Source organism: Microcoleus sp. B4-C1 (assembly GCF_036705285.1).
Lineage (GTDB): Bacteria > Cyanobacteriota > Cyanobacteriia > Cyanobacteriales > Microcoleaceae > Microcoleus.
In genome coordinates this window covers 1-24,391 of the sequence record NZ_JAUBUC010000095.1, presented here as the reverse complement: position 1 = coordinate 24,391, position 24,391 = coordinate 1, and the positions used below count along the sequence as shown (strand labels likewise).

Here is a 24,391-nt window from a genome sequence, read left to right as displayed (position 1 = left end):
AAAAACCAATTTTTCTTTGACACATCTTCTCAAATCCCCTTGACAACTGGCATACAGGCTTAACTTGTGACCAATGGCCCCTACAAGAATTACACGAATCATTTAGGATTGCTATATAGCGCCATACGGTTCAGTTAAGCTCGATCCCCTCGGCGCCAAGGGCGGTCACTCTTACAGCACTTCCGGGTGTTATGAGGTACAATAAGAATAGATTAAAAAATACACCAATGAAAGCATATTTAGTAAATTTGCTTTCCAAAAATAGTAGCAGCCCATCAAGATCAGAAGCTGTCGATCAGAAAAACAGCAGCGATATTTTCCGTCAGTAAAAGCTTAGTTCAAAAACTGGTCAAGCAACAAAAAATCGAGGGGAATTTACAGCCGAAACGAGAGTGGGAAACCGAGATATAGTCATTTGAATAATTCCACAGCTTCTTTGAGAGAAATAGTGGCAGCACATCCCGATGCAACCTTACTAGAATTGTGTGAGTTATTTGCCCAGAAGAATCGTAAAAAAAAACAGTGATCGGTAGCCAAGCCGGCACTGAAAGAGTCATGAAGTTAAGGTTAGATTATTGGTAAAAACTCAAGCATATCGACCCAAAAAATCTAGTCTTTTTAGATGAGACTGGAGTATTACGCTTGTTTAACCAGAAGTCATGCACGTTCACAACGAGGAACGAGAGTCTATGCGGTTAAACCTTTTTACCGAGGGAAAAAAGTCACAGTAATTGGTGCAATTAGTTTGAAGCGAGTAGTGGCACTCATGACAATGGATAACTCAATGGATGGCAAAGCATTTGAGGTATTTATTGAGCAATGTTTAGTGCCACAATTGTGGTCGGGAGCAGTAGACGTGAATTGATAATTTACCCGCGCATAAAGTAGATTCAATTAAGCCTATGATTGAAGCGGTGGGTGCTTCTATCTTGTGTTTTTCCCCATACTCTCCTGATTTTAATCCAATTGAATTATGGTGGTCGCAACTCAAATCTTTCTCGATCCATTTGTCACCAACCACCACTAAAATGGTTGACACCATAATTTCTGTGGCTCTTGACTTAATTAATCCGAAACATCTTAAAAACTGGTTTACTAATTGCTGCTACTGTACCTCATAACATCCAGAAGTGCTGTATGCTATTTATAGGGCGATTAGGTCATTGGTTTGTGTTAATATGCTAAAATATCAAACAACCACGCGGTAATAATTAGGTGGACAAACTTCAGACAGATATAGAAGCAATTTACTCTAAAATTGAGGAATTGCGCCTGGAACGCCAGCAGCTTAGTATTGCCGATGTTGTCCCAACGGGTAATTCGCCCCAAGCGATCGCCGATGCTTATCGGCGTCACGCCAGGGAAACAGCACAAGTGTCGGCAGAAGTCAAGGGTATAGATGACGCGATCGCGGCTCTGTCTGCTCAACTGAGTCAGAAACAACAGCAGTCGGTAAAGTTGCAAAGAATCACTCCGATGGAGGAGCAAGTTGAAGAAGGAAGATTACTAGCTCAGGGACACGCGGAACGGATTAATGAACTGGCGGCGGAACTGGCGGCGGAAGTGAAGGGACTCAAAGCCATCGCCGACCAAATTAGTCCCAGCTACTGGCAAGTTTATTACAAGCCTTTTATTACTGGTTTTAAGAGTATTTCTGTTCCCTACGTGCGATCGGACGGGGATGTTTGGACTATTGTCAATCGAGTAGTTTAGAGAGGCTGCGGGAGCAGAAATAATCAGCGCTCAAGACAATTTTTTTCCTGTCCCTACTCCTCCACCTCAACCTCGCAGCAGTTGCTTAATAGTCCCGACCAATTCTTGAGGGTGAAATGGCTTGGCGATGTAAGCGTCGGCTCCTTGTTTCATTCCCCAATAGCGATCGAACTCTTCGCTTTTGCTCGAACACATTACGACAGGCAAATTTTGGGTTTTAGGGTCGCTTTTGAGCCTGCGACAGACTTCGTAGCCGTTCATCCGGGGCATCACGATATCCAGAACGACTAAATCTGGGCGGTTAGCCTTGATTTGCTCTAGAGCTTCTACGCCATCACTCGCTACCGTGACGTTGAGTCCTCTACCTTTGAGCAAGTCGGCGATCATCTCCCGCAGAGTGACGCTATCATCAACAACCATAACTGTACTCATAGAATAATCCCTACCAAGTTTCTGGGTTGAAACGTTCTCATTAACGTTTACACTAACGTTCACCTTCAAAGGTGTCTTTTCCTGATTGAGATTGCGATCTGCTAAATGTAGTTTACCCACTTTTGCTGATTTCTCAATCATTTTCTGAGTAATTACGGCAAAATTTAAAGATCCGCGCAATCTCGGTTGACACACGAGGCTATGTCCGTTAGTCTATCATTTTCTTTCTCAAATGGTACTATTATCAAAAAATCAGGGTATAGCTTGGTTGTGCGTTTCCCGTTGAGGACGGCGGCGCTCGGCCGCGTGCATCAACGGGAGCATCTCAATGAAAGCAGCCCTCCGCTAGAAATTGGAGTTTTGAGGCAGAAGGCAGGAGGAAAGAGGAAGAAGGAAAGAGGAAGAAGGAAAGAAGAAGAAGGAAGGAGCTAGAAGAAGTTTTTTTCCAAATATGAGATGCTCCCTGCATCAACATTTGTCTAATTAGGATTTTTCGTACCTAAAGCCGATAGTTTTTGGTCGTAGAGCGTGTCTAAAACGACCGGGCGTTGGCGGTAGCTGTGACCGGTGTTTTTGCAGCCATTAGCAACGATTCCCAAGACGGAAGCTCCAGAAATTTTTAATTCTTCTAAAACTTTGCGAACTTGCGCTCGGTCCGTTTGCCCAATTTGGACGACCATAATCGTAGCGTCTGTGTGAGCTGCGATCAAGTGGGTGTCTGCCAAGCCTGCTAGTGGCGGGGTGTCATAAATTACTAAGTCAAAAAATGCTTGAAATTGCTCCATCAGATACTGCATTTTTTTGGAAGAAAGAAGCTTGATCGGATCGGGGGGAATTTGGCCTGCGGTGAGTACAAACAAATTTTCTTGGTTCGGGGCTCGTTGAATCGCGTCGTTGAGGCTGATATCTGTGGAGATGGCATCGCCCAGGCCACGCACGTTCGACAGTCCTAACTTAGTGTGCAGTTGGGGGCAACGCAAATCTGCATCTACTAACAATACTCGCTGTCCTACGGCTGCTGCTGTGGCTGCTAGGTGCAAAGCTACTGTAGATTTCCCGTCTCCGGTTACGGCTGAGCCGACTAAGAGCGATCGAATTGCCGTGCCTGCACTCAGCAAGTGAATGTTCGTGTATAGGGATCGAAATGCTTCTAAAAATTGATAGTCCAAGTCGCTCAAAATACTTGGTGCCCCGCTCATCGAACCAGTAGGTCTAGCTTCGACCTGTTCGACTACTTCCACTTTCGAGTTCGATCGAGCCGATGTTAGTTTTCTCTGTCTGGCTGGCGGTCTGCGCTTGACTTTCTTGGTAAACGGAATCACCCCGAGTATTGGCAATCTTGTGGCCATTCTGAGTGATTCTGGAGTGTGGAACACAGTATTTAGTACCTCTACGAGCAAGCCGACGGCTATGCCCAGCAGACTGCTTAAAATTACTGCCAGCGCTAACTGTTTTCTGGTTTGTTTGACGGTAGCTGTTATAGGGTTGCCGAATTTGTCTCGCGGAATTTCCGGAGGATTTATCAGCACCCAGGGTATTTGCTCCTGAGCCGCATCAATTCGCAAGGCTTCTCGTTTTGCCAAGAAGTCCGACAAACTCTTAGTAACTACTTGCAGTTCTCGCTGTAAATTGTCGTATTGTCGGGTTGTAACTGAAAAGTTTCTAATTTTTTGGTTGAGAGCATTTTGCACAGCGGTCATTTCACGATCGCGCGCTTCAATTTCTTTGATTTGGGTCTCTAAATTTCCCATCACCACTTCTTTTGCTTGTTGAGTGGCGGTTAAAATAAGTTCTTCCCGACTTTTTCGCAGCGCTAAAACTGGCAAACTGTCTTCTCTGTACTGAGCTAATTTCATTGACAATTCCGAGTCTATTCTCTGAATTTGACCTAAGAGTCCGCCGTAAGCTTGTCCTTGGGTAATCAGCAGCCCCTGGGGATTATTTTCCTTGAGTAGTTTTTCATAGCTTTGGTAGAGGTTTCGCATCCCTTTTAGCTGAACTCTGATTTCTACTTGCTTGCCGCGAATGCTTTGAACTTGTTCAGACAAAGATTTTCCCTCTATCTGAGGTTCAAATAAGTTGCTCTGCTGCCGCAGTCTTTGGACTTGCAATTGCAGAACTTCTACTCTTTCTCGGAGCTTGGGAAGCTCCGTATCTATAAATTTAATACCTTGATTAATGCCCATCAGCCGTTGCTGCAAGCTGTAGTCTAGATAAGCTTTAGAAATTTTGTCCAATACGTTGTTAATTTTTTTTCTGTCTGCATCTTTGTAGCGAACTTGTAAAATTTTTGTGCCTTGCTGTTTGCCATCTTTCGTGTAGCTGATGCGGTTGATGGACATTTTTGAGATCAGTTCCGTATAGGTCATTTTGGGATACCACGCTCGCAATTCCTCAAGCACGGGCTGCATCAATTTGGGGCTACGCAAAATCCTAATTTGGGTTTCGTAGTCTACTAAGCTAATTCCTTCTATATTAATTCTTGCTAAGTCGGCAGCTTGGGTGTTGTTTAATTGTTTGGACAGCAAACCTTCAGCAGTGGCGGGTTCTACTAACAGGGAAAAGGAGCCTTCATACTCGATCGTTATGCTTTTAGAAGTGGCGACGATCGCTGTTCCTGCCAGGGCGCTCAAAGCAATGGTGGCGGCTGCCATGACCGGGAAGCGACGGCGCACGACGCCTAAGAGCCAGGACAAGTCTAGCTTTTCTTCTTCTCTCTCCTCAACAAAGTGATCTCTGTAGTTCTGAGCAGATAACTCCGGCAGTTTGCCATTCGATTTGGGTGTGAAGGGTTGGTAATCTTGTCTGCTATCCATATTCAGCCTGGGTATTTTTGAGGTTGATATTTTTGAGGTTGATATTTTTGAAGCGGCCAGGTCGCGGCTGGGTAATCTTATTGTTTAGTTTATTCTAGCCTTTGCCAGGAATTATCCACCTCACCCGCCGCCTTCTTACCTGAATAAAAATCGGATAACGTTTATAAAATTTAACACTCCCGTCGCAGGCCCGACAGGTCCGATTACAGCGTTCATGCGATCGACAAAATTGACGAGACCCCTGCGAGATACGATAATCATGTCGTTGTTGCGAAGTTGAGGATTGGTTTCTTCGTTAATTCCTTGAGTTAAATTGACTTCGATCGTCCGTTTAGTAGCTGTACCGTCGTTATTGAGGCGGACTAGCTCAACTTTATCCCTTCTAGCTCTGGTATTCTCGTAGCCAAAAAATCCTCTGGAAACTAAAGCTTGATTCAGTGTGGCATTAGCTGGGAGCCTCAAGGGATCGAGGGATGTTCTGAGTTCTCCTACTACAAAAACGTTAATGCCGACGGGGGCAAAGTTAGTGCTAGCGAGTACGCCAGCTTCTGCTGGGTTAACGATCGTGGCTTTGGGCACAATGATCGTGTCTCCCTCCTGGAGGATGGTATCTTGGGCGCCGTCCCCGGACTCTAGGAACTGCCACAGGTTGACTGGGATAATTTGTTCACCTCTTCTGGTGACGCGCCGCACTTGGATTTGCCGGATGTCGGCATCCGATGTGATGCCACCAGCTAGCTGAATGGCCCGGATGACGGTGGGGAAACCTTCGCGGCTGAGGTCGTTGGTGGTATTGCCACCGATCACGACGTAAGCCCCGGGGCGGGTGACTTGACCAACGATGGAGATCGATCGAGGTTTTTCTGGGGGTGGCGAAAAGTTTGCCGTCGCAAATTGACGAGCTTCTGCTTGGTTGAAGTTGGCGACTGTGGGAATCACGATTGTGTCTCTGTCTTGCAAAATGATGTCTTGAGAGATGTCTCCTTCCTCCAAGAATTTCCACAGGTTGACATTGAGCACTTGATCGGGGCCGTCTCGTTGGGGACGGCGGACGCGGATGTTGCGGATGTCGGCCACACCCGTGACGCCTTCTGCGAGTCTGATCGCTTGGGTGACAGTGGGGTACTGGACACTCGGCGCGGCTCCCGGGCCAGGAGTTAGGGTAATGGTGAAGTTTCCGGGCCTGGTGACTTCTCCGATGACGCCGACGTTGAGGGGGCGGGCGGCGACGAGGCTGACTGTGACTATGGGGTCTTTGAGGACGCGGCGGTAGGCGTTGCGGATGATGTTGGTGGCTTCTACTAAGGTGCGACCGCGGATGGAGACCAAGCCGATCAGGGGCAGGTTGACTGAACCGTCGGAAAGGACTTCGTAGCCACGGCTAAGTTCGGGTACTTCGAGTATTTCTACTTGGATGCGATCGCCACCGCCGAGTTTGTAGCTTTCGGGCGATCGCCTAACGGGCGCAACATTCTGGGCTTGGTCTGCGCCTAGCGGGATGGGAAGTTGTGCCGGGGTGATCCTGGCATCAGCGAGGACACTGGAAGCAAACAAGACAACACCCACAACCGACGGGGCTATCTGTCTTGGAAAATGGGTGTTAACCATACACCACCTAATTTTATTGACTATGATTTATATAAGTGTAGCCTTTTTAGTGCTGGGCAAAAAGCTCATTATTTTAAGCGATCACCGAAAAAACGATGCTGTATTTTTGCTTTATGCCTAATTTCTGTGTTAGCGTGGTTGCGGGTTGACGGCTATATTTTATATCTATATAATTTGATATTGTTGGTGATAAAGGAAAGCAATTATGAATCAACCAGTGTCTCTACCCAATATGCTGAGAGAGCTGATTTTAGGTAGTTCTTCATTGACTTTGATGCTACTTGCTATAGTCGGGATGGCAACTATACTATTATTTCAATTTGCCAGCTATAAAAAAATCGGTTTGGCTTTAGAAAAAAGCTTTGCTGGTCTTTATATTTTTATCTCTCCCTTTTTGATACAACCTCCTTTTAATTACTTGCATTTTGTTAACTTGAAAGATCCAGAAGGGGGGATATTAAAACTAATACCTTATTTTTTTTACCCCTGGGTAGTATTAATTTTGATTTCAAGAATTAAAATTTTTATGAGCAATTTCATAGATATTATTGCCAAAATATTGATAATGAATCCTTTCTTTTTACTTTATATATTACTTCCCTTACTGTCTACATTATGGTCTCTAGTTCCTGAAGAAACGCTAAGAGCAAGCCTAGCTTTCTCAGGATTTACTGCTTTCGGGTTTTACATTGCAGCCCAATATAAATGGGAGGATTTATCTCGTTTCTGGCGGTGGGGATACACGGCAATCGGTTTGGCAAGTTTTGTAATTAAACCCCCTGGAGCAGGCGATTTTGTTGGCTTGACCCAATCTAAAAATTCTTTGGGGGGAGTCTTAGCTCTCTGTACGGCATTTTGGTATTTGCATTATTTTCAAGGAGCTAAAACTCAGAAAGATCGCTGGATTGCTTTGGGAATGATGTTCTTTTCATTTTACCTAGTAAGGGCTAATAAATCGAGCGCGGCTCTAGTGATTACAATCCTATTAATAATTGCAGTCTCGTCACTAAACTTTCTACAAAAATTAAGTTTTCAGTGGGCCTTTACTGCGATTATATGTTTCCTGGTCGTCAGCATAATTATGACTGTTTTTGTAGTAGACAACCTAGAGGATATTATTGTAGGTGGCTTAGGCAAAGACTTGACTCTAACTGGGCGGACAGAATTCTGGCCGCAGTTAATTGCTGCGGTAAATCAGCGCCCCTGGTTTGGCTACGGATACGATGGATTTTTTCAACAAGATAAGTTAGGATCGGGTACTCCGGCTTATTTTATTTATACTCCTAATGGATTTCAACCGAAAAATCCTCACAATGGCGCGATCGGTATCTTGTTAGCCTTCGGTTGGCCCGGATTAATCTTAATGATGACTTCCTTGCTGCTCAATTTAGCTTACGCAGTTCGGTATTTGAGTCGTAGCACCCTGGAAGAAGCGGGAATACCGATTTGTTTTCTAGTGTCTATTATTATAAGCAACATCACAGAAAGTTATATTATAGAGATAGCAAATCCTTGGCTGAGTTACGCAATGTTGACGGTTCGACTGGCGATAGATAATGCTAACAATAGTTCTAAGCTGTGGAGCATTTAAACCAGTAACGAGGCTAGTAGGGTGCGTCAGCTAGAACCCTTACGCTGAAACGGAAAACCTTAGATGCTGACGCACCTTACGCAAGCCCTTTAAATGCCGAACAGCTTAACAGTAGCACCAGTAGCCCTCAAAGGCGTTCTTTAGCTCGCACTGTCCATTGAAGTAAGCATTGGGCGGATCGTGGGTCAATTTGGGGAGCATCTCATATTTGTAAAAACACTTCTTCTGGCTCCTTCCTTCTTCCTCTTTCCTCCTGCCTCCTGCCTCGTGCCTCCTGCCTCCAAACTCCAATTTCTAGGTGGGCTGCTTTCATTGAGATGCTCCCTCAAGTTGTGATATGTTGTTATAGGACCAACCAGTCTAATTTTGCGAGATTGCCGACCCTGCCAGAACTGCGTTTGTGTTTTGTAAAGATTTAAAATATTCTGATGCTAGATAAGTTAACTGCGGTCAGTAAAAGGCTCGGCCCTAATCTGCGCCAGGTACTCAGCAACATAGCTTGGCTGTTCACTGACCAAATCTTGCAGATGGGTCTAGGTCTGTTTGTCGGTCTTTGGGTGGCTCGCTATCTTGGTCCGACACAATTTGGATTGCTCAACTACGCGATCGCCTTTGTGTCGCTGTTTAGTTCGGTGGCAACGATGGGGTTGGGTACTCTGGTAGTGAGGAATATCGCTCGCGACCCAGAATGCAAAAATGAGACCCTGGGAACTGCCTTCGGACTGCAATTTACTGGTGGCTGCATCACTTTGTTGTTAACTGTCACCGTGATTGCGCTACTCAAACCCAACGACACTCTGACTCGGTGGCTGGTAGGTATCATCGCAGCCGGAACTATCTTTAATGCTTTTGAGGCTATCAATTTTTGGTTTCAGTCCCAAATCCAGTCAAAATATACAGTGTTGGCTAAAAATTCAGTATGTTTTTTAGTTGCTGCTGTCAGAATTGGGTTAGTAACAATTAAAGCCCCCCTGCTTGCCTTCGCCTGGGTTAGATTGACAGAGGTCGCATTGGTAGGAATCGCTTATGTATATTTTTATCAGCTTACGGGGAATAAAATTAAGGATTGGCACTTCAGTTGGGAAAAGTGTAAGGAACTGCTATCGGAGAGTTGGCCTATAATTTTGTCGGGATTGGCAATTTATCTTTACTCGAAAACCGATCAGATAATGCTCGGTGCGATGAATCAAAATGCTCAACTGGGCTATTATGCTGCCGCTGTTAAAATTTCGGAAATCTGCGATTTCTTGCCGATGATCATATCCAGCTCTATTTTTCCCAAATTAGCGAATTTGAGAAAGACAAATTATGAAGAATATCTAAATAAATTTCAAATTTACTCGGATATTATGATATTTTTATGGTTGGGAGTGGCGATACCGATATCATTACTTTCTCCCTGGATAGTGCATCTGCTTTACGGTGAAAACTATGCGAAGTCAGCAGCGGTACTGTCAATCTATGTTTGGGCGCAATTTGGCAGTAACTTTGGAGTAGCACGGAGTACATATTTGAACATAGAAGGTCAGTTGCGCTACGGTCTTTACTTGACTGTAGTCGGATCTATTTTAAATGTAGGGTTGAACTTTTTGCTGATTCCTAAGTATGGAGCTTTTGGAGCAACGGCAGCTACTCTGATAACTTATTTTTACGTGATTATATTAGTCAATTTCTTGATTAAGGAATTGCGCCCCTTCGCAAATTTTATCTGGCGTTCGCTTAACTTATACAAGGCAGCTTGTAGAATCCGAGGATTAGTAAAGTGATTCAAATTAAACCTAAAATCGAACAGCGATCGAATTGCCCCTATTGTGGAACAGAACTTAATCCCAAAAATGTTCTGTGGCACGGTATCCACATTGTTCTAGACTCTAAGTGCGAGGGATGCGGCAGCGAGATAATCGACGATTTGAGAGTAGGTCATGGAGTGAAAAACTACATCCAAGTTAATTTAATAAAAGGAGAAATTTTTGCAGCCGAGGCTTACAAGAAGGAATGGTTAGGCCAACCATTACTTAATTCACTCCAAAATCCTCAACCGGAAAAACTTGAGATTGTAAAAGAAATTTTTAAACCCTGCAATCGGGTAATTATCTTAAACTGTATCGATCATCTTTATGGTCATTCCCTGCTCAAGTTGCTCAATGCACAAAGGCACTTAGAATGCAACTCGGACTACGGGTTAGTTGTGATAGTTCCTAAGTTTTTAAGGTGGATGGTTCCTGATGAAGTTGCAGAAGTCTGGACCGTACCTATTTCTTTAAAAAATGGTCAGAATTACTATCCCAGCTTCGCCGAGTTTGTTGAAGAAGAAACTAAACGCTTTGATGAAATTTATGTCAGCGAAGCTCATTCTCATCCCAGTCAGTTCGACATCACGCGCTTTACTAGAGTTCCAAAACATAACTTTGAGAACAAAGAAATAAAAATTACTTTTATTTGGCGCGAAGATCGTTTATTAGTTAACCGTTTGCTGTTTCGAGTGCTTAGAAAAATAGATCAAAAAGCAATGTCACTGCCATTGCAAAATTTAAAAATTCAGCAGTTATTTGAGAAGATCAGGTTGCAAGTACCAGAAGCAAAATTTGCAGTAGCTGGTTTGGGGACAAAAACTAAGTTTCCAGAATGGATTGAAGATTACAGAGTGGATAGTTTTAATGAAAAAGTTGAAAAGGAAATATGCGGTATTTATTCACAAAGCCGCTTAGTAATTGGTCTTCACGGCTCTAATATGTTGCTACCTTCGGCTCATGCTGGTATGACAATTGATTTGATAGATGAGCGTTGGGGGAACTTTGCCCAAGATATTTTATACCAAGAACGTGACCCGAGAATGGCTAGTTTTCGCTATAGATTTTTACCGTATCAGACTAGCAATGATACACTGGCATTCATAGCGGCTGTGATGGTTCTGAATTGGTCTAAGTTTAAATCCCAGATGACTGCTGATGTTATATAACATCGGGCTAATTAGACCTACTACCGAATCCGCTAGCCTTCAACTATTTTCCGTGTTATAAATATGGATAAATTTGTCAATGTTGTGAAAATCTTTGACATTTTTTCTCAACCATTTTTCATCATTGTCCCACCACTTAAACTTCAGCAGAAAATCAATCTTTTGTTCATCAAACCTATAGCGAATAAGTTTGGCCGGAATTCCTCCATATATAGCATAAGGTGGCACATCTTTTGTGACAACGGCTCCGGCTGCGATAATGGCTCCATCACCAATAGTTACACCATCTACAACAATAACATTTGAGCCAATCCAAACATCATTGCCGATATGGACAGTTTTTTCCTCTTCCTCAAAATATTTTTGGTCTACAAAGGTTGTCCCTACTAGCATCTTTGGCGAATAAAATATCGGATGGCTTGAAACAAAATTTCCCACAGGATGTACGCCTAAGCGAATGATGCAGTTTGGCCCTATCGAACAAAAATTGCCGACAACACCATTGAAAATTCGCGTATTATCGCGCACATAAGTGTAAGAACCAATGACAGAACCTTCTATGGCTACACGACTAGACACACTAACATTGTGACTGATAGTTGAATTTGTAACCAAAGCCATATAGTCTTGATAAAAATTATTATATTTAAACTTGTTTTTCCACCAATTGACTAAAAATCGCAGATATTCAGTGATTGGATTTTTGAGTATAGAACTGAGAAATGTTGAGATTTTAGACATGGTTACTAATTACTTAGTGAAGGTTAAATATTGTGTTCCCACATAGCTTATTTAATTTTTTCTTGATGCGCCTGATTAATGGGGGATGATAATCATAAAATGTATCTTGAGTGAATTGATCCGCTACAAAATTTCGGATCGCGTGGTTGGGATGCTTTAAAGGAAAGGTCATTGCTTCCGTTGGCATATTACTGTATATACTATCTTCTCCTGAAGTATGGGTGGCTTGACTGCCAAATCCAATATTAGAAATTAAATTGTTTTCTGGAATAATAGCAAGTCCATTTTGAACCCAACAAGTAAAAAGCCATCTAAAAAACCAATTGTTGACAGTTCCATCATAGGAAACCTGAAAAGCACTATCCCAAACTTTTACAGATTGAGGATTAGCTAATAAATTTTCGAGAAAACCTGCTTCCCGAAGTTGAGGCCATAACTTCATGTCAACATCATAGTATTGCCATGCTCTGCGCCAAGTCGCCCATCCCCAACAGTTACTAAAACGGGAAAAATAGTAACTGTCTTCTGTTCTTTTTCTACCAAATTGTAAATTTACGCCAGCGATTGACATAATCCGTTTGTCATCTCGATAATGCTCTAATAACTGTTCACAAAAAGGGAAGAAGTTCGGGTGTGGCAAACAGTCATCTTCGAGTATAATTGCTTCTTCTACGGTATTAAATACCCAGTCGAAACCGCTAGAAATGCGATCCCTGCAACCTAAATTAATCTCTGAATAATTTTTCAGAACTTCACAGTCCCAATCGACCCGATCGATAATTGCACGTACAGCGGCGCACTTTTCATCTTCTCCAGGTTTGTTGGCACGAGGGCCGTCAGCAATTACTAACAGCTTAGGGGGTTTAACTTGTCGAATAGCCTCGAAGACTTTTTCAGTAGTATCCACTCGATTGAAAACCACAAAAACAATGGGACTTTTTGTATGATAATGTGGCATTTAAACTGTTCAACTCCTACGAGTATAAATATTTTTGCTTAGTACAACTCATCAATATTATGAATGTGCTAGGAAGTTTGCAGGCTTCGCTTGTTAACTTAAGTTCTAAATTCCAATTTATCACCAAAAAGTTCGCGGGTCAACTATAATACAGCAATAGTTTACCCAGACAGACTTCTAGGACTGACGCTCTTAAACTCTAAAACCTTGATACCCCCACCCCGTTGCCCAAGTGGGGAACTCTTAAAGCCCCATTGTGAAAAGGGGGGGGGAGCGACTGCGTAAGCCATACTTTCATTTTTGTAGCGACGGTTGCAACCGCCGAGCGAGTGGTAAAATAAAACACTGTTACTTTTAGCCTTACCTATCGTTAAAAGCAGCAAAATTGGGAATAATGAACCGTACTAAAATCGCCGCCCTTTTAACTTGCTTCAACCGCAAAGAGAAAACATTAGCTTGCTTAGATGCTCTTTTTAAGCAGGCACTTCCAGCCGATGTTGATATTTTAGCCTATCTAGTCGATGACGCCAGTACCGATGGCACCAGCGAGGCAGTTCGTCAAATCTATCCTCAAGTCAATATTTTTTCCGGCGATGGTAACTTATTTTGGAACGGGGGAATGCGTGGGGCTTTTACCGAAGCAATGAAAGATGATCCCGACTACTACCTATGGTTAAATGATGACACTCTTATTTATCGAGACACCGTAAGTGTATTGCTAGAAACAACTCAAAAATTATCAGAAAAAGGAGAAACAAAAGCCATCATTGGCGGTTCTACCTGCGACCCCGAAACGGGTCAAACAACATACGGAGGTGTGGTGCGAAATAACCCTTTGCACCCCTTCCGATATGGTATCCTCGAACCAACAAAAGAGCCTCAGATGTGCGATACTATGCACGGCAACTGCGTATTAATTCCCCGCAGTGTTGTGCAAAAGGTCGGCAACCTCGATCCGGCTTTTGTCCATTATATTGGCGATTGGGATTATGGTTTACGAGCCAGACAGAAAGGATGTACAGTTTGGATTTCTCCTGGCTATTTAGGCACTTGTTCTCTCAACCCCCAAGTGATCAAAACGGCTGCTGATAATTTAAGTGAAGGATTGGATAAAATGAGCAAACCGAAAGGTTTATCATTCAAAGATACTACCCTGCAACCGGCTCAAGAGTGGAAAGTATTTACTCAGCGGCATGGTGGCTGGTTGTGGCCAATTTATTGGCTGCTACCTTATCGCAGGTTAGTTTGGCTTTCAGTGTTGAGTAAACTGGGATTGACTAAAAACAAAACTCAAGGTGAATAGGATGGTTGATAGAAATGAACTCCGCATTGCTTGGCTTGTCCCGGAAGTGGAACTGGGAGCTTACTGGCAGCCTGTTTTGAGGGAATTTACGAAAATTTTTAAGAATACTGTATTTTATACTGGTCGTGTTTGGTCTGGGTTCGATCCGACCCTGCCGGGAGCATCGGCAATTCAGTTGGTAGGGGAGACTAAATTTGTCGAGACGGAAAAGATAGAAACAGGATACGATCGCGGATTCATTGTAGTATCGCCTAGTATTATCGGCTATTTGCTAAAATTTAGACCTCATGTGGTCTTTCCCCAAGCTTTCTCTTTGTGGACTGTAATTGTTGCGTTTTTAAAACCGCTACTGAGGTGGAAAGTTGCGATTATTTACGATGGTAGTTCCCCAAATACAGACTTTCGAGATTCCAGTTTTAGGACATTTGTGCGCCGCATCCTTGTGCAGTTTGCCGATGCTTTTGTTGCCAATAGCAATGCGGGTAAAAAATATCTGATGGAAGTTCTAAACGTACCGGAGGATAAAATTTTTACCAGAACCTATCTCGTACCTGATGCGGGAGCTTTGCTGAAACGATTGGATCAGACTCAGCCCCAAAACTTGCAGTTGAAACGCCCGATTTTTCTGTATGTAGGGCGCATCACGGCTAGAAAGGGAATTAAAACGCTTTTAGAAGCTTGCGCTATTCTTAAAAATCAAGGTTATGTTGATTATTCACTGTTGATTATTGGCAAGGGAGATCAGCGGGAAGAACTGGAAGCATTTATTAAACAGTGCGATTTTGAAGAGCAAGTAACGTGGGCGGGATGGGTAGAATATGGAAATTTAGGTGCTTATTTTCAGCAAGCTGATATTTTTGTGTTTCCTACTTTTGAGGATGTCTGGGGTATGGTTGTACCCGAAGCGATGGTGTTCGGGAAACCAGTGTTGTGTTCAAATGGTGCAGCTTCCTGTGAGTTAATTATGTCAGGCGAGAACGGTTATATTTTCGACCCTAGCAGTGCGAAAGAGTTAGCGGAGAAAATGCAATTTTTTCTAGATGCTCCTAATTTGATTGAGTCGATGGGAGAGCGTTCACGACAGATAATTTCTCAAAAAACGCCTGAAACAGCAGCTAAGGCTTACGTCGAAGTTACATCTTTTTTGATGGAGAATAGGTGAAGCAAGTTCGGCAAAGGATTTTTTAAAGGATTTAACGGAGGGAGGGAAGAGGGAAGAGGGAAAAATTACCAATTAGCAATTACCACTTAGCAATTACCAATTAGCCATGAAAGTTTTATTATCTGCGTTTGCTTGCGAACCGAATCTCGGCTCCGAAGAGGGAGTAGGATGGAATACTGTTATCCAATCTGCTAAACATCACGAAAGTTGGGTATTTACTCGCACGTTTTGTCGATCGTACATTGAAGCAGAACTAGAGCGGAACCCAGTGCCCAACCTGCACTTTGTTTATTTTGATCCGTTTGGGTGGAGCGAAGATTGGAAGGGGAAACAAGGATTGCTGCAACTTCACTACTATCTGTGGCAAATCTGGGCTTATTTTATCGCTCGGAAGCTCGATCGCGAAATTGGTTTTGACATAGTACATCACGTGACTTATGTCAAACATTGGTCTCCCAGTTTCCTGGCGCTGTTGCCGCATCCTTTTATTTGGGGGCCTGTGGGGGGTGCAGAGGCAGCACCAAAGCCTTTTTGGCAAGATTTTAGTCGCCGGGGGAAAATTTACGAAACGCTGCGGGCATTGGCTCAAAGCGTAGGAGAACGCGATCCGTTTGTGGGTCTGACGGCGCGCCGCAGTGCCGTGGCGCTGGCGACTACGGAAGAAACCGCAGCCAGACTGCGATTTCTCAAAGCAAAAAACGTGAAGATTTTCTCGCAAGTCGGTTTATCGCAGCAGGAAATTCAAGAACTAGAGAAATTTCCTACCCCGCCGGAGCAACCAATTAGATTCATCAGTGTTGGTCGTCTCTTACATTGGAAAGGGGTGCACTTGGGACTCCGTGCATTTGCGGAGGCGAAGCTGGAACAATCGGAATACTGGATTGTGGGAGACGGGCCGGAAAGGCAGCGTTTGGAAGCTTTGGCAACAGAATTGGGACTAGCAAATAAAGTATTTTTTTGGGGAACTTTATCTCGCACTGAAACTCTTTCTAAAATGGGGGAGTCTCACGTTCTCCTCCATCCGAGTTTGCATGACTCTGGTGGTTTTGTGTGCACGGAAATGATGGGGGTTGGTCGTCCCACAATTTGTTTGGATTTGGGGGGCCCGGCTACTCAAGTGACGGCTCAAACGGGGATTAAAGTGGCTGCTACTGACCCCGATCGCACTGTGCAAGGTCTAGCAGAAGCTATAGTGTCTTTAGCCCTAGATCGTGAATTGCGAGATCGCTTGGGTCGATCGGGTCAAACGCGCGTCAGGGAAATCTATGATTGGAATATCAAAGGTAAATTCTTTGCCCAATTGTGCGAAGATGTATTCGACGGAAAATCAGGATAACTTCTGATTTATTCGATCGGGCAAAACAAAGAAAACTATATTTTTTCAGGCGGTGAAACGTGGGCGTTGCAATCATTACTGGCTCGGCGGGTTTAATTGGCTCTGAGGCGTGTCAGTTCTTTGCCAAACAAGGCTTAGATATAGTTGGGATCGACAATAATATGCGCCAGTTCTTTTTTGGTGCTGATGGTTCTACAAACTGGAACCGCCAACTGCTCGAAAAGTCCTTGGGTACCAAGTATTATCACTTAGATGTGGACATTCGCGACTATGAAGCGATTACCAATATCTTTCAGCGGTACGGAGAGTCGATCGAATTAGTCATTCACACAGCAGCCCAGCCCAGCCATGATTGGGCTTCCCGTGCTCCGAAAATAGACTTTACCGTCAATGCCAACGGCACTCTCAATCTTCTAGAAGTAACTCGCTTGTACTGTCCTAAAGCGGTTTTCATTTTCACTTCTACCAATAAAGTATACGGCGATACGCCTAACAGTTTGCCTTTAATTGAATTAGAACACAGGTGGGAAATTGAACCTGGCCATACTTACGAAAGTGGCATTCGGGAAGATATGTCCATCGATCAGTGCCTACACAGTTTGTTTGGTGCTTCTAAGGTAGCTGCTGACGTTTTAGTCCAAGAATACGGTCGATATTTTAATATGAACACCGCTTGTTTTCGCGGCGGCTGTTTGACGGGTCCAAATCACTCTGGAGCTCAATTGCACGGCTTCCTCGCCTACTTGATGAAGTGTGCTGTCACGGGAACTCCTTACACAGTGTTTGGCTACAAAGGCAAGCAAGTTCGCGATAACATTCATAGCGCGGATTTAATTTCGGCATTTTATGAATTTTATCAAGCTCCCAAAAGCGCCCAAGTTTATAATACAGGAGGAGGCAGGTACAGCAATTGTTCGATGTTAGAAGCTATCCAGATGTGCGAGGCAATTGCGGAACGCAAGTTTAATTGGACTTATGCTGAAGGGAATCGCATTGGCGATCACATTTGGTGGATTAGCGACAATTCCAAATTTTCCAGTCACTATCCCAACTGGAAAATGAAATATAACGTTAAACAAATCCTACAGGAGATTTATGAATGTAACCGCGATCGTTGGCTGAGAGAGGATTCTAATGATTGAGCGGGGCAAAAAGAATGTGCTGGGAATTTCGGTAAACGATTGAAGAATACAAGGTTAAACAAATCTTAGGGGAGATTTATGAGTGTAACCGCGAGCGTTGACTTAAAGAGGTGCTCCATGATTGATAAAGGGAAAAAGAATGTACTGGGCATATTAGTAAATGCGGTTAATTATGAAGCGGCTGTTAGCAAAATTATTGCTGCAGCCAGCGCCGGAAAACCAATGTCAGTTTCTGCTCTCGCGGTTCACGGGGTAATGACTGGGGTTCTCGACAGCACTCATCGTTATCGGATTAATCACATGGACTTAGTATTGCCAGACGGACAGCCGGTCAGGTGGGCGTTAAATTGGCTCTACCATACGGAATTGCCCGATCGAGTTTGCGGGCCGAATGCGATGTTACAAATCTGCGAACGTGCGGCAGAAGAAGGATTACCTATCTATTTGTACGGATCTCAAGCTTCTGTACTGGAAGCTTTATCTCACAATCTCTGCCAGCGTTTTCCCAAGTTAATTATTGCTGGAACTCAGCCTTCTAAATTTAGGCACGTTTCGCCCCAAGAGAAACAAGAAATTGCACAGCAAATTCGCAACAGCGGTGCAGCAATTACCTTTGTCGGCTTGGGGTGTCCCCGGCAAGAAGTCTGGGCTTACGAATACCGGGACGACTTATCAATGCCGTTGATTGCTGTAGGTGCTGCTTACGATTTTCATGCGGGTAATTTGGCTAAATCTCCTGACTTTTTATCTAAAATAGGTTTGGAATGGCTGTTTCGGATGATGAAGGAACCTCGGCGGCTTTGGCAGCGGTATGTTTTTTTGAATCCACTTTATATCTGGTTGTTTTTGCTACAAGCTTTGAAAATCAAACAGTTCGACCCCACAGACGCCACGCCGCCTGTAGAAGAAGTATTATATGGTTGAAATTTAAACGTTTCTGGTGAATTATGGGCGATCACAAGTAAAAGCTAAAAAAGCAAACACATCGTAACTAATCGTTTTGAGGTGCAAGTGCGATCGCCTGTTCAAAAAAACTTCTATCAAATCCGCTGACATCGGAATTATAGTGGGAGGTTAAGAGTTCGCTATCCAAATCGCGAGTTCTTAACATCCCACTGAGATGATCTGAATATATTAGGGCTTGCTGAATAATCGATCGCATATTGCGTGGCGAAAGGTTTCGATCGCGCGAGCGAGAGTAAAGTCGCCGTGATAAACAGGTAAAATAGGTCAAAACCCGTGCATAGCCACCTGCGATCATGTACAGAAAAGCTGAGCTTGCTCCCCTCCAACCCTTAGACTTTGAACTAACCAACGGATGTAAATTGTCAGCCCTCAACCGTTGGGTAAAAATGGCCCAAATAATCCCGTGGGATGAATTTGAATCAGAATATGCGGCTAACTTCCCGACAGCGCATGGTGCACCAGCCAAATCTTTTCGGATGGCGTTGGGAGTATTAATCATTAAAAAAAAACTGGGAATTAGCGATCGTCCAAGAGTAGAACAGATTAGGGAAAACTCCTATCTACAATACTTTATTGGTCAATCAAGCTACAGTAACGAGCTACCCTTTGACCCCTCTCTATTAGTTCATTTTCGGCAACGAATTAGCCAGAATCTAATTAATAAACTTAACGAACGAATGGTTGAAAAAATCCGCTCCATCACCCCAGTTAAACCATAAAAAAAAAGGATTCGGACGCCAAAAATGAGTCACCCAATCGCGGAAAATTAATCATAGATGCTACCTGTGCCCCAGCCGACATTACCTATCCGACCGACTTAGGACTATTAAACAAAGCCAGAGTTCATACCGAAAAAATTATAGACATCCTGTATAAACAGATCAAATATCAAACCAGTAAAAAACCAAGAACCTACCGTAATCTAGCAAGAAAAGACTACTTAGCAGTAGCTAAACAAAGACAGCCCACCCGAAACAAAAGAAAACAGGCACTAAAAAAACAGCTCCAATATATTAAAAGAAATCTACCTCATATTCAACAGCTAATCGATGCAGGTGCGACCATAGAATGCCTGAACAAAAAGCAAAATAAAACCTTGCTAGTCCTTACAGATGTCTATCGCCAACAGCAATGGTTATTTGATAATAATAAACAGAGTATTGAGGATAGAATAGTAAGTTTAAGCCAACCCCACATCCGTCCGATAGTCAGAGGAAAAGCCGGAAAAAGCGTAGAGAGGCGAGCCAAACTATCAGCTAGTTGCTTTGAAGGGTATGTATTCTTAGATCGGATGAGCTGGGATAATTTTAACGAATCAGGAGACTTAAAACAATAGTTCGGACAGTTTTTGGCCCAATGGCTTATGCTCGCTTGACTTTGAGCCACTGTGGATAATTAAATCAATGTCAGCTCCACCCCTGACTTACATTTAATTCGACTTTTTTATGCTCCTTGCCCCGCGTAAGCTTGTAGTATAGTTCCAAAAACTGTCCGGACTATTGTTAAAGAATTTGGAGATAATTATGTAATTAATTTTGCTTGACTACTTAATTTTCATAAAAAATATAAATTAAAGTTAAAAAAGTTAGACTAAAAAAAGTTTGATGGCTTTGATTTTTGAAAAATACCAGTAATATCATCACATCTGCGGAATGTGGGTTTTAGCTTAACTTGTCAGTAATGACGGCGCACTCATGAGCGGGCTGGGCGCTGATGGCGCACCTTACCCCAGATGGCGACTCAAAGAATTTGTTGGCCCTACTCCTATATATCTATTGTTCATATTTATAGTTGGTCGATCGTCCTTGACGCTACCCATACCTGCCGCTGCACCTCGGCCTCATCAGCTACACCCCTAAGTTTTTCGTTGTTAACTGCCCCAGAATTACCTCAAATGTAACGAAATATTACAAGATGACGCTAAAGCAGCATAGAGGCTTGACAGCAAAGAATTAAGCGGCTAATCTGATATACATACCCGGGTAAGTCAATTCACTGTCCTATGCAAGAAAAGCAAAAAGTTACATTGTATCTTCCACCAGAACTGCATCGCCAGCTCAAAATCCGAGCCGCAGTCGAAACTGAACCGATGTCATCAATTGCAGAAAGGGCAATTGTCTTCTACCTAGGAAATCCCGAACTGGTTGACGAAGTAGAAGCCTCCTACGGACAAACCCATCGGGTATACAACTGTCCAGAATGCACGGGTTCAGTAGTAATGCGAGATGGAGAACTGGCATCCGTAACAAGTCAGCCGAGCGTATTGGCTGAACAGGATCTTCCAGTAAAGCAGGTGTCGGGCGTCAGTGCCAGCACGGCAAAACCGGGAGAGGAAGAATTGGTTCCCTGCTAAGAATGCCTTGCTTCCCCAAAAAGCTAAAACTGAACATTTCAGTAAGAGGGCTAATGGCAGCATTGAGATTCAGCAAAGATAGCACCGTCTCTAGTGGGTCGAGGAATATGCAAGAAGAGATCAGTATTCTAATCCAAGCTCAATATCCTCTGATCTACCTCGTGACATCCGAGGAAGAGCGGTGTGAGCAAGCAATTTCGACAATAGCTCAAGCAAAACCACAGCGACGAGTATTTATCTGGACTGTAACTCACGGCATTGTGGAGTATGGTCAACCCCGCACCACCACCCAACACAACACCGTCTCGCCAGAGGCAGCAATTGAATGGGTGATCAGGCAGCGAGAACCCAACAGTAACGCTAGCATCTACATTTTCAAAGATTTGCATCCTTTTATAGATTCTCCTCCGGTAACGAGGTGGTTGCGCGATGCGATCGCCCACTTCAAAGGAACGCAAAAGACAATTATACTGATGTCTCCTTTGCAGCAAATTCCGATCGAGCTAGAAAAGGAAGTAGTGGTATTAGACTTCGCGTTGCCCGACATGAAGGAACTAAACCAAGTATTATCTGGTCAGTTGGAGCAAACGAAATCGCGACGCATTACCACAGAAGGGCGAGAAAAACTTTTAAAAGCAGCCTTGGGATTGACCAAGGACGAAGCTGAAAAAGTTTATCGCAAAGCCCAAGTTTCGACTGGGCGCCTCACAGAAGAAGAAGTAGACATAGTTCTATCGGAGAAAAAGCAATTAATTCGGCGCAACGGCATTCTAGAGTTCATTGAAGAAGACGAAACCCTGGATGCAGTCGGCGGTTTAGAAGAGCTGAAGCGGTGGCTGAGACAGCGTTCCAACGCCTTTACAGAAAGGGCTAGAGAATACGGTCTGCCCCAACCAAAAGGGATGTTAATTCTCGGCGTACCGGGATGCGGAAAATCGCTGATTGCTAAGACCACCTCCCGCCTCTGGGGACTGCCCCTGCTGAGGCTAGATATGGGTAGAGTCTACGACGGCTCGATGGTGGGTCGATCGGAAGCCAACCTCCGCAATGCCCTCAAAACCGCAGAATCCATCTCTCCAGCCCTCCTCTTCATCGACGAACTAGACAAAGCCTTTGCAGGAGGCACTGGTTCTGCCGACTCAGACGGAGGCACCTCCAGCCGGATTTTCGGTTCCTTCCTCACTTGGATGCAAGAAAAGACTTCCCCAGTCTTCGTAATGGCAACAGCAAACCGAATCGAGCGGTTGCCGGGAGAATTCTTGAGGAAAGGCCGATTTGACGAACTCTTCTTTGTTGATCTGCCTACCAAAGAAGAACGCCAAGATATATTTAAGATTCACCTGTCAAAGCGCCGTCGGGAAATTACTCGCTTCGATTTAGAGCAACTTTCCAATGTTTCCGAGGGCTTTTCAGGTGCAGAGATTGAGCAAGCGCTAGTAGCCGCAATGTACGAAGCCTTCGCTCAAGATCGAGAGTTTACGCAGCTAGACATCATCGCGGCCATTAAATCCACAATGCCACTGTCTAAAACAATGACCGAACAGGTCACCGCCCTGCGAGATTGGGCTAGACAGCGTGCACGGCCCGCTGCGTCTTCCGTCGCTGAATATCAGCGAATGGAATTCTAAAAGCTTTCTCCTGGTCCAAACAGGAGCAAAGGCTAGCAACAGCTAGCAGTTCGATTCAAGAGCCGCCAAGCGGCACCGTTAAATCCAGACCGTTGTTGTTTCTCTCTCAGTTGTATTAGGAGGAAATCCAATGTCTCACTTTAGCACACTGCGTACCAAAATCACCGATGCCGAAATCCTGAAAGCTTCCCTGCGCGACTTGGGCATTTCAGTCAAGTCAGAAGCTGATGTTCGTGGCTATAACGGTCAGCGCGTTCGCTCCGACATCGTGGCGATTCTCGAAGGCGAATATGACCTGGGTTGGTCTCGCAATAGCGATGGTTCTTTTGACCTGATTGCCGACCTCTGGGGCGTCGCCAAAAAACACAATCAAACAGAGTTAATCAACTCTATCAACCAGAAGTACGCAGTTAACAAGACCTTGGCAGCAGTCAAGCAGCGCGGTTTGCAAAATGCCAACGTTAAGCTGGTAGTGCAAAACTAATTGATCTGCATGTTTCCAAGCTCGCGGGTTAACCAAACAAACGGGTTAACCCGTTTTTAGATCGCTAGGAGGTAGAGGGGGGTCTTGGGGCCGCCACATACTTTTTTAGCACCCCCAAGCAGCAGCTTTCAACCTGAAAGCTGCTGCTTTATGCTTTAATGCTCGGCTACCTAATGCTTGGGGCAATCGTCGATCGTTTGTTGATAAATTTCAAGTATTCGATCGACTTTGCGTTCCCAATCAAAATACTGCCGGACTCGTTCCCGTCCCGCACAACCCATACTCTGCCGCAATTCTGGTGACTGAGCGAGCTTGAGCATCGCATCTGTCAGTCCCTTGACAAAGCCTTCTCTGGAAGTGGGTTCTACTAAAATACCGCAAGTGGAATTCAGATAAGGATCGCGAATTAAATAATTTACACTCTTGAAAGTGGGGAGTAGGGGTTGGGCTTATAGCCCACCCTTTCTGGACGGGCGGGACGCCCATCCCACAAGAACCATCACGCATTGTAAGTTATTTAATTCTCATTCCTAATCTGCCGGGCAGCCCCAGTTCGTTGCTATGACGGGTAAGCCCACTGCCATTGCCTCCATCACCACTGCCCCGCCGCATTCCCGCACACTGGGGAAAACCATTGCATGAGCTTGTTGCATTTTGAGAGCGCACTCCCCCTGAGACAGCCAGCCACTAAATACAACGCTGCTGTCGATGCCGAAGCGAGCTGTTTGAGCTTCGAGTTCCCCTCGGATTTGCCCATCACCGATGATTTCCAACCCACATTCGGCACCATCAACTGGCACATAGGCGGATTGAGGGGGGAAAATTGATACTCCCCACCGATGAATCGGGGGGATTCTTGATTAAGACCACAAAGGGACTTTCAAAGGCGTTATCAATGCACCTCTACCCACTCAGCGATTGGACAAATCCAAGCCTTGCGTATACTTTGTTTGTTTGTTTATGCTTTCAGAGTCCATCACAACGCCAGATAGGTACGCTCAATAATTCACTATTGCTTGTTTGGTCAGGCTACAGTCAAGCTGAGACGAACCAAAGAAAGGAGTTTCACCTTATTAAATTATTTCAACACGTAGATGGTTATTCTTAATCACGTTATAATTATAAGTAGGTCGGCGAAAAAAAACAAAACTATGTTAAGATACATAAAGAAAGGTAGAAATTTAGTGAGGTAATTAATA

23 protein-coding genes and 1 pseudogene are annotated in these 24,391 nt (G+C 44.2%); 16 read left to right on the top strand and 8 right to left on the bottom strand.

Going from position 1 to position 24,391, the window contains the following annotated elements:
• The first annotated feature begins 622 nt into the window (after positions 1 to 622).
• The 3 genes from QUB26_RS26625 to QUB26_RS26620 all read left to right on the top strand — a co-directional run bounded on the left by QUB26_RS26625 (position 623) and on the right by QUB26_RS26620 (position 1,713).
• Positions 623 to 865 carry a transposase gene (locus QUB26_RS26625; protein WP_333236459.1) on the top strand — a complete coding sequence of 81 codons (243 nt, stop codon included), beginning with the start codon at positions 623 to 625 and terminating at the stop codon, positions 863 to 865.
• Positions 861 to 1,121 (top strand): transposase, encoded by a 261-nt coding sequence (locus tag QUB26_RS32105; protein ID WP_445299368.1) that lies wholly within the window; start codon positions 861 to 863, stop codon positions 1,119 to 1,121. Before QUB26_RS26625 ends, QUB26_RS32105 begins: the two co-directional genes overlap by 5 nt.
• Positions 1,122 to 1,215: 94 nt before the next feature.
• On the top strand, positions 1,216 to 1,713 hold the full coding sequence (locus QUB26_RS26620) for a hypothetical protein (protein WP_333236461.1): 498 nt from the start codon (positions 1,216 to 1,218) through the stop codon (positions 1,711 to 1,713).
• Between the two features lie 66 nt (positions 1,714 to 1,779).
• On the opposite strand, the gene QUB26_RS26615 is transcribed toward QUB26_RS26620, so the two are convergent.
• Entirely contained in the window at positions 1,780 to 2,145 is a 366-nt protein-coding gene (locus QUB26_RS26615; RefSeq protein ID WP_039886668.1) for a response regulator transcription factor, read from the bottom strand.
• A 201-nt stretch (positions 2,146 to 2,346) separates the two neighbouring features.
• Here QUB26_RS26615 and QUB26_RS26610 point away from each other — a divergent pair, with 201 nt between their 5' ends.
• Positions 2,347 to 2,577, top strand: a complete 231-nt coding sequence (locus QUB26_RS26610) for a hypothetical protein (RefSeq protein ID WP_333302379.1) — start codon at positions 2,347 to 2,349, stop codon at positions 2,575 to 2,577.
• Between the two features lie 47 nt (positions 2,578 to 2,624).
• Here QUB26_RS26610 and QUB26_RS26605 read toward each other — a convergent pair whose 3' ends face one another.
• Complete coding sequence (locus QUB26_RS26605) at positions 2,625 to 4,961, bottom strand: polysaccharide biosynthesis tyrosine autokinase (protein WP_333236463.1); 2,337 nt, start codon at positions 4,959 to 4,961, stop codon at positions 2,625 to 2,627.
• A 135-nt stretch (positions 4,962 to 5,096) separates the two neighbouring features.
• Positions 5,097 to 6,569 (bottom strand): polysaccharide biosynthesis/export family protein, encoded by a 1,473-nt coding sequence (locus tag QUB26_RS26600; RefSeq protein ID WP_333236465.1) that lies wholly within the window; start codon positions 6,567 to 6,569, stop codon positions 5,097 to 5,099.
• A gap of 205 nt (positions 6,570 to 6,774) precedes the next feature.
• Between QUB26_RS26600 and QUB26_RS26595 the strand changes: the two genes are divergently transcribed.
• The 3 genes from QUB26_RS26595 to QUB26_RS26585 all read left to right on the top strand — a co-directional run bounded on the left by QUB26_RS26595 (position 6,775) and on the right by QUB26_RS26585 (position 11,119).
• Positions 6,775 to 8,160, top strand: a complete 1,386-nt coding sequence (locus QUB26_RS26595; protein ID WP_333320373.1) for an O-antigen ligase family protein — start codon at positions 6,775 to 6,777, stop codon at positions 8,158 to 8,160.
• A 428-nt stretch (positions 8,161 to 8,588) separates the two neighbouring features.
• Positions 8,589 to 9,926, top strand: coding sequence for a flippase (locus tag QUB26_RS26590; RefSeq protein WP_333236469.1), 1,338 nt, complete (start codon positions 8,589 to 8,591; stop codon positions 9,924 to 9,926).
• On the top strand, positions 9,923 to 11,119 hold the full coding sequence (locus tag QUB26_RS26585) for a hypothetical protein (protein ID WP_333236471.1): 1,197 nt from the start codon (positions 9,923 to 9,925) through the stop codon (positions 11,117 to 11,119). Before QUB26_RS26590 ends, QUB26_RS26585 begins: the two co-directional genes overlap by 4 nt.
• A gap of 39 nt (positions 11,120 to 11,158) precedes the next feature.
• On the opposite strand, the gene QUB26_RS26580 is transcribed toward QUB26_RS26585, so the two are convergent.
• Complete coding sequence (locus tag QUB26_RS26580) at positions 11,159 to 11,860, bottom strand: CatB-related O-acetyltransferase (protein WP_333233840.1); 702 nt, start codon at positions 11,858 to 11,860, stop codon at positions 11,159 to 11,161.
• Positions 11,861 to 11,873: 13 nt separating this feature from the next.
• Positions 11,874 to 12,767, bottom strand: a complete 894-nt coding sequence (locus QUB26_RS26575) for a glycosyltransferase family 2 protein (protein ID WP_333233841.1) — start codon at positions 12,765 to 12,767, stop codon at positions 11,874 to 11,876.
• Positions 12,768 to 13,212: 445 nt separating this feature from the next.
• Here QUB26_RS26575 and QUB26_RS26570 point away from each other — a divergent pair, with 445 nt between their 5' ends.
• The 5 genes from QUB26_RS26570 to QUB26_RS26550 all read left to right on the top strand — a co-directional run bounded on the left by QUB26_RS26570 (position 13,213) and on the right by QUB26_RS26550 (position 18,685).
• Entirely contained in the window at positions 13,213 to 14,121 is a 909-nt protein-coding gene (locus QUB26_RS26570; RefSeq protein ID WP_333057261.1) for a glycosyltransferase family 2 protein, read from the top strand.
• 1 nt (position 14,122) lies between these two features.
• Positions 14,123 to 15,283 carry a glycosyltransferase family 4 protein gene (locus tag QUB26_RS26565; protein ID WP_333236476.1) on the top strand — a complete coding sequence of 387 codons (1,161 nt, stop codon included), beginning with the start codon at positions 14,123 to 14,125 and terminating at the stop codon, positions 15,281 to 15,283.
• Between the two features lie 106 nt (positions 15,284 to 15,389).
• On the top strand, positions 15,390 to 16,619 hold the full coding sequence (locus tag QUB26_RS26560) for a glycosyltransferase (RefSeq protein WP_333236478.1): 1,230 nt from the start codon (positions 15,390 to 15,392) through the stop codon (positions 16,617 to 16,619).
• A 59-nt stretch (positions 16,620 to 16,678) separates the two neighbouring features.
• Positions 16,679 to 17,761: an NAD-dependent epimerase/dehydratase family protein gene (locus QUB26_RS26555; RefSeq protein WP_333236480.1), complete on the top strand. Its 1,083-nt coding sequence runs from the start codon at positions 16,679 to 16,681 to the stop codon at positions 17,759 to 17,761.
• A gap of 78 nt (positions 17,762 to 17,839) precedes the next feature.
• Entirely contained in the window at positions 17,840 to 18,685 is an 846-nt protein-coding gene (locus tag QUB26_RS26550) for a WecB/TagA/CpsF family glycosyltransferase (protein ID WP_333057265.1), read from the top strand.
• Positions 18,686 to 18,752: 67 nt separating this feature from the next.
• On the opposite strand, the gene QUB26_RS26545 is transcribed toward QUB26_RS26550, so the two are convergent.
• Positions 18,753 to 18,923: a hypothetical protein gene (locus QUB26_RS26545; protein WP_333211145.1), complete on the bottom strand. Its 171-nt coding sequence runs from the start codon at positions 18,921 to 18,923 to the stop codon at positions 18,753 to 18,755.
• Positions 18,924 to 19,020: 97 nt separating this feature from the next.
• Between QUB26_RS26545 and QUB26_RS26540 the strand changes: the two are divergent.
• From QUB26_RS26540 to QUB26_RS26525, 4 genes and pseudogenes are all read left to right on the top strand, one after another.
• A pseudogene (locus tag QUB26_RS26540) lies at positions 19,021 to 20,057 on the top strand (IS5 family transposase); the annotation flags it as partial.
• Between the two features lie 672 nt (positions 20,058 to 20,729).
• The gene (locus tag QUB26_RS26535) at positions 20,730 to 21,080 is read left to right on the top strand and encodes a hypothetical protein (RefSeq protein WP_006635783.1); all 351 of its coding nucleotides are present in this window, start codon (positions 20,730 to 20,732) and stop codon (positions 21,078 to 21,080) included.
• Positions 21,081 to 21,187: 107 nt separating this feature from the next.
• Entirely contained in the window at positions 21,188 to 22,708 is a 1,521-nt protein-coding gene (gene ycf46, locus QUB26_RS26530; protein WP_333057291.1) for a stress-responsive protein Ycf46, read from the top strand.
• 130 nt (positions 22,709 to 22,838) lie between these two features.
• The gene (locus QUB26_RS26525; protein ID WP_006635781.1) at positions 22,839 to 23,192 is read left to right on the top strand and encodes a DUF1257 domain-containing protein; all 354 of its coding nucleotides are present in this window, start codon (positions 22,839 to 22,841) and stop codon (positions 23,190 to 23,192) included.
• 170 nt (positions 23,193 to 23,362) lie between these two features.
• Here the strand turns inward: QUB26_RS26525 and QUB26_RS26520 are convergent, their stop codons facing one another.
• Together QUB26_RS26520 and QUB26_RS26515 are read right to left on the bottom strand one after the other, a co-directional pair.
• Positions 23,363 to 23,512, bottom strand: a complete 150-nt coding sequence (locus QUB26_RS26520) for a glycosyltransferase (RefSeq protein ID WP_445299364.1) — start codon at positions 23,510 to 23,512, stop codon at positions 23,363 to 23,365.
• Between the two features lie 210 nt (positions 23,513 to 23,722).
• The gene (locus QUB26_RS26515) at positions 23,723 to 23,992 is read right to left on the bottom strand and encodes a glycosyltransferase (protein WP_333242541.1); all 270 of its coding nucleotides are present in this window, start codon (positions 23,990 to 23,992) and stop codon (positions 23,723 to 23,725) included.
• Positions 23,993 to 24,391: the final 399 nt, after the last annotated feature.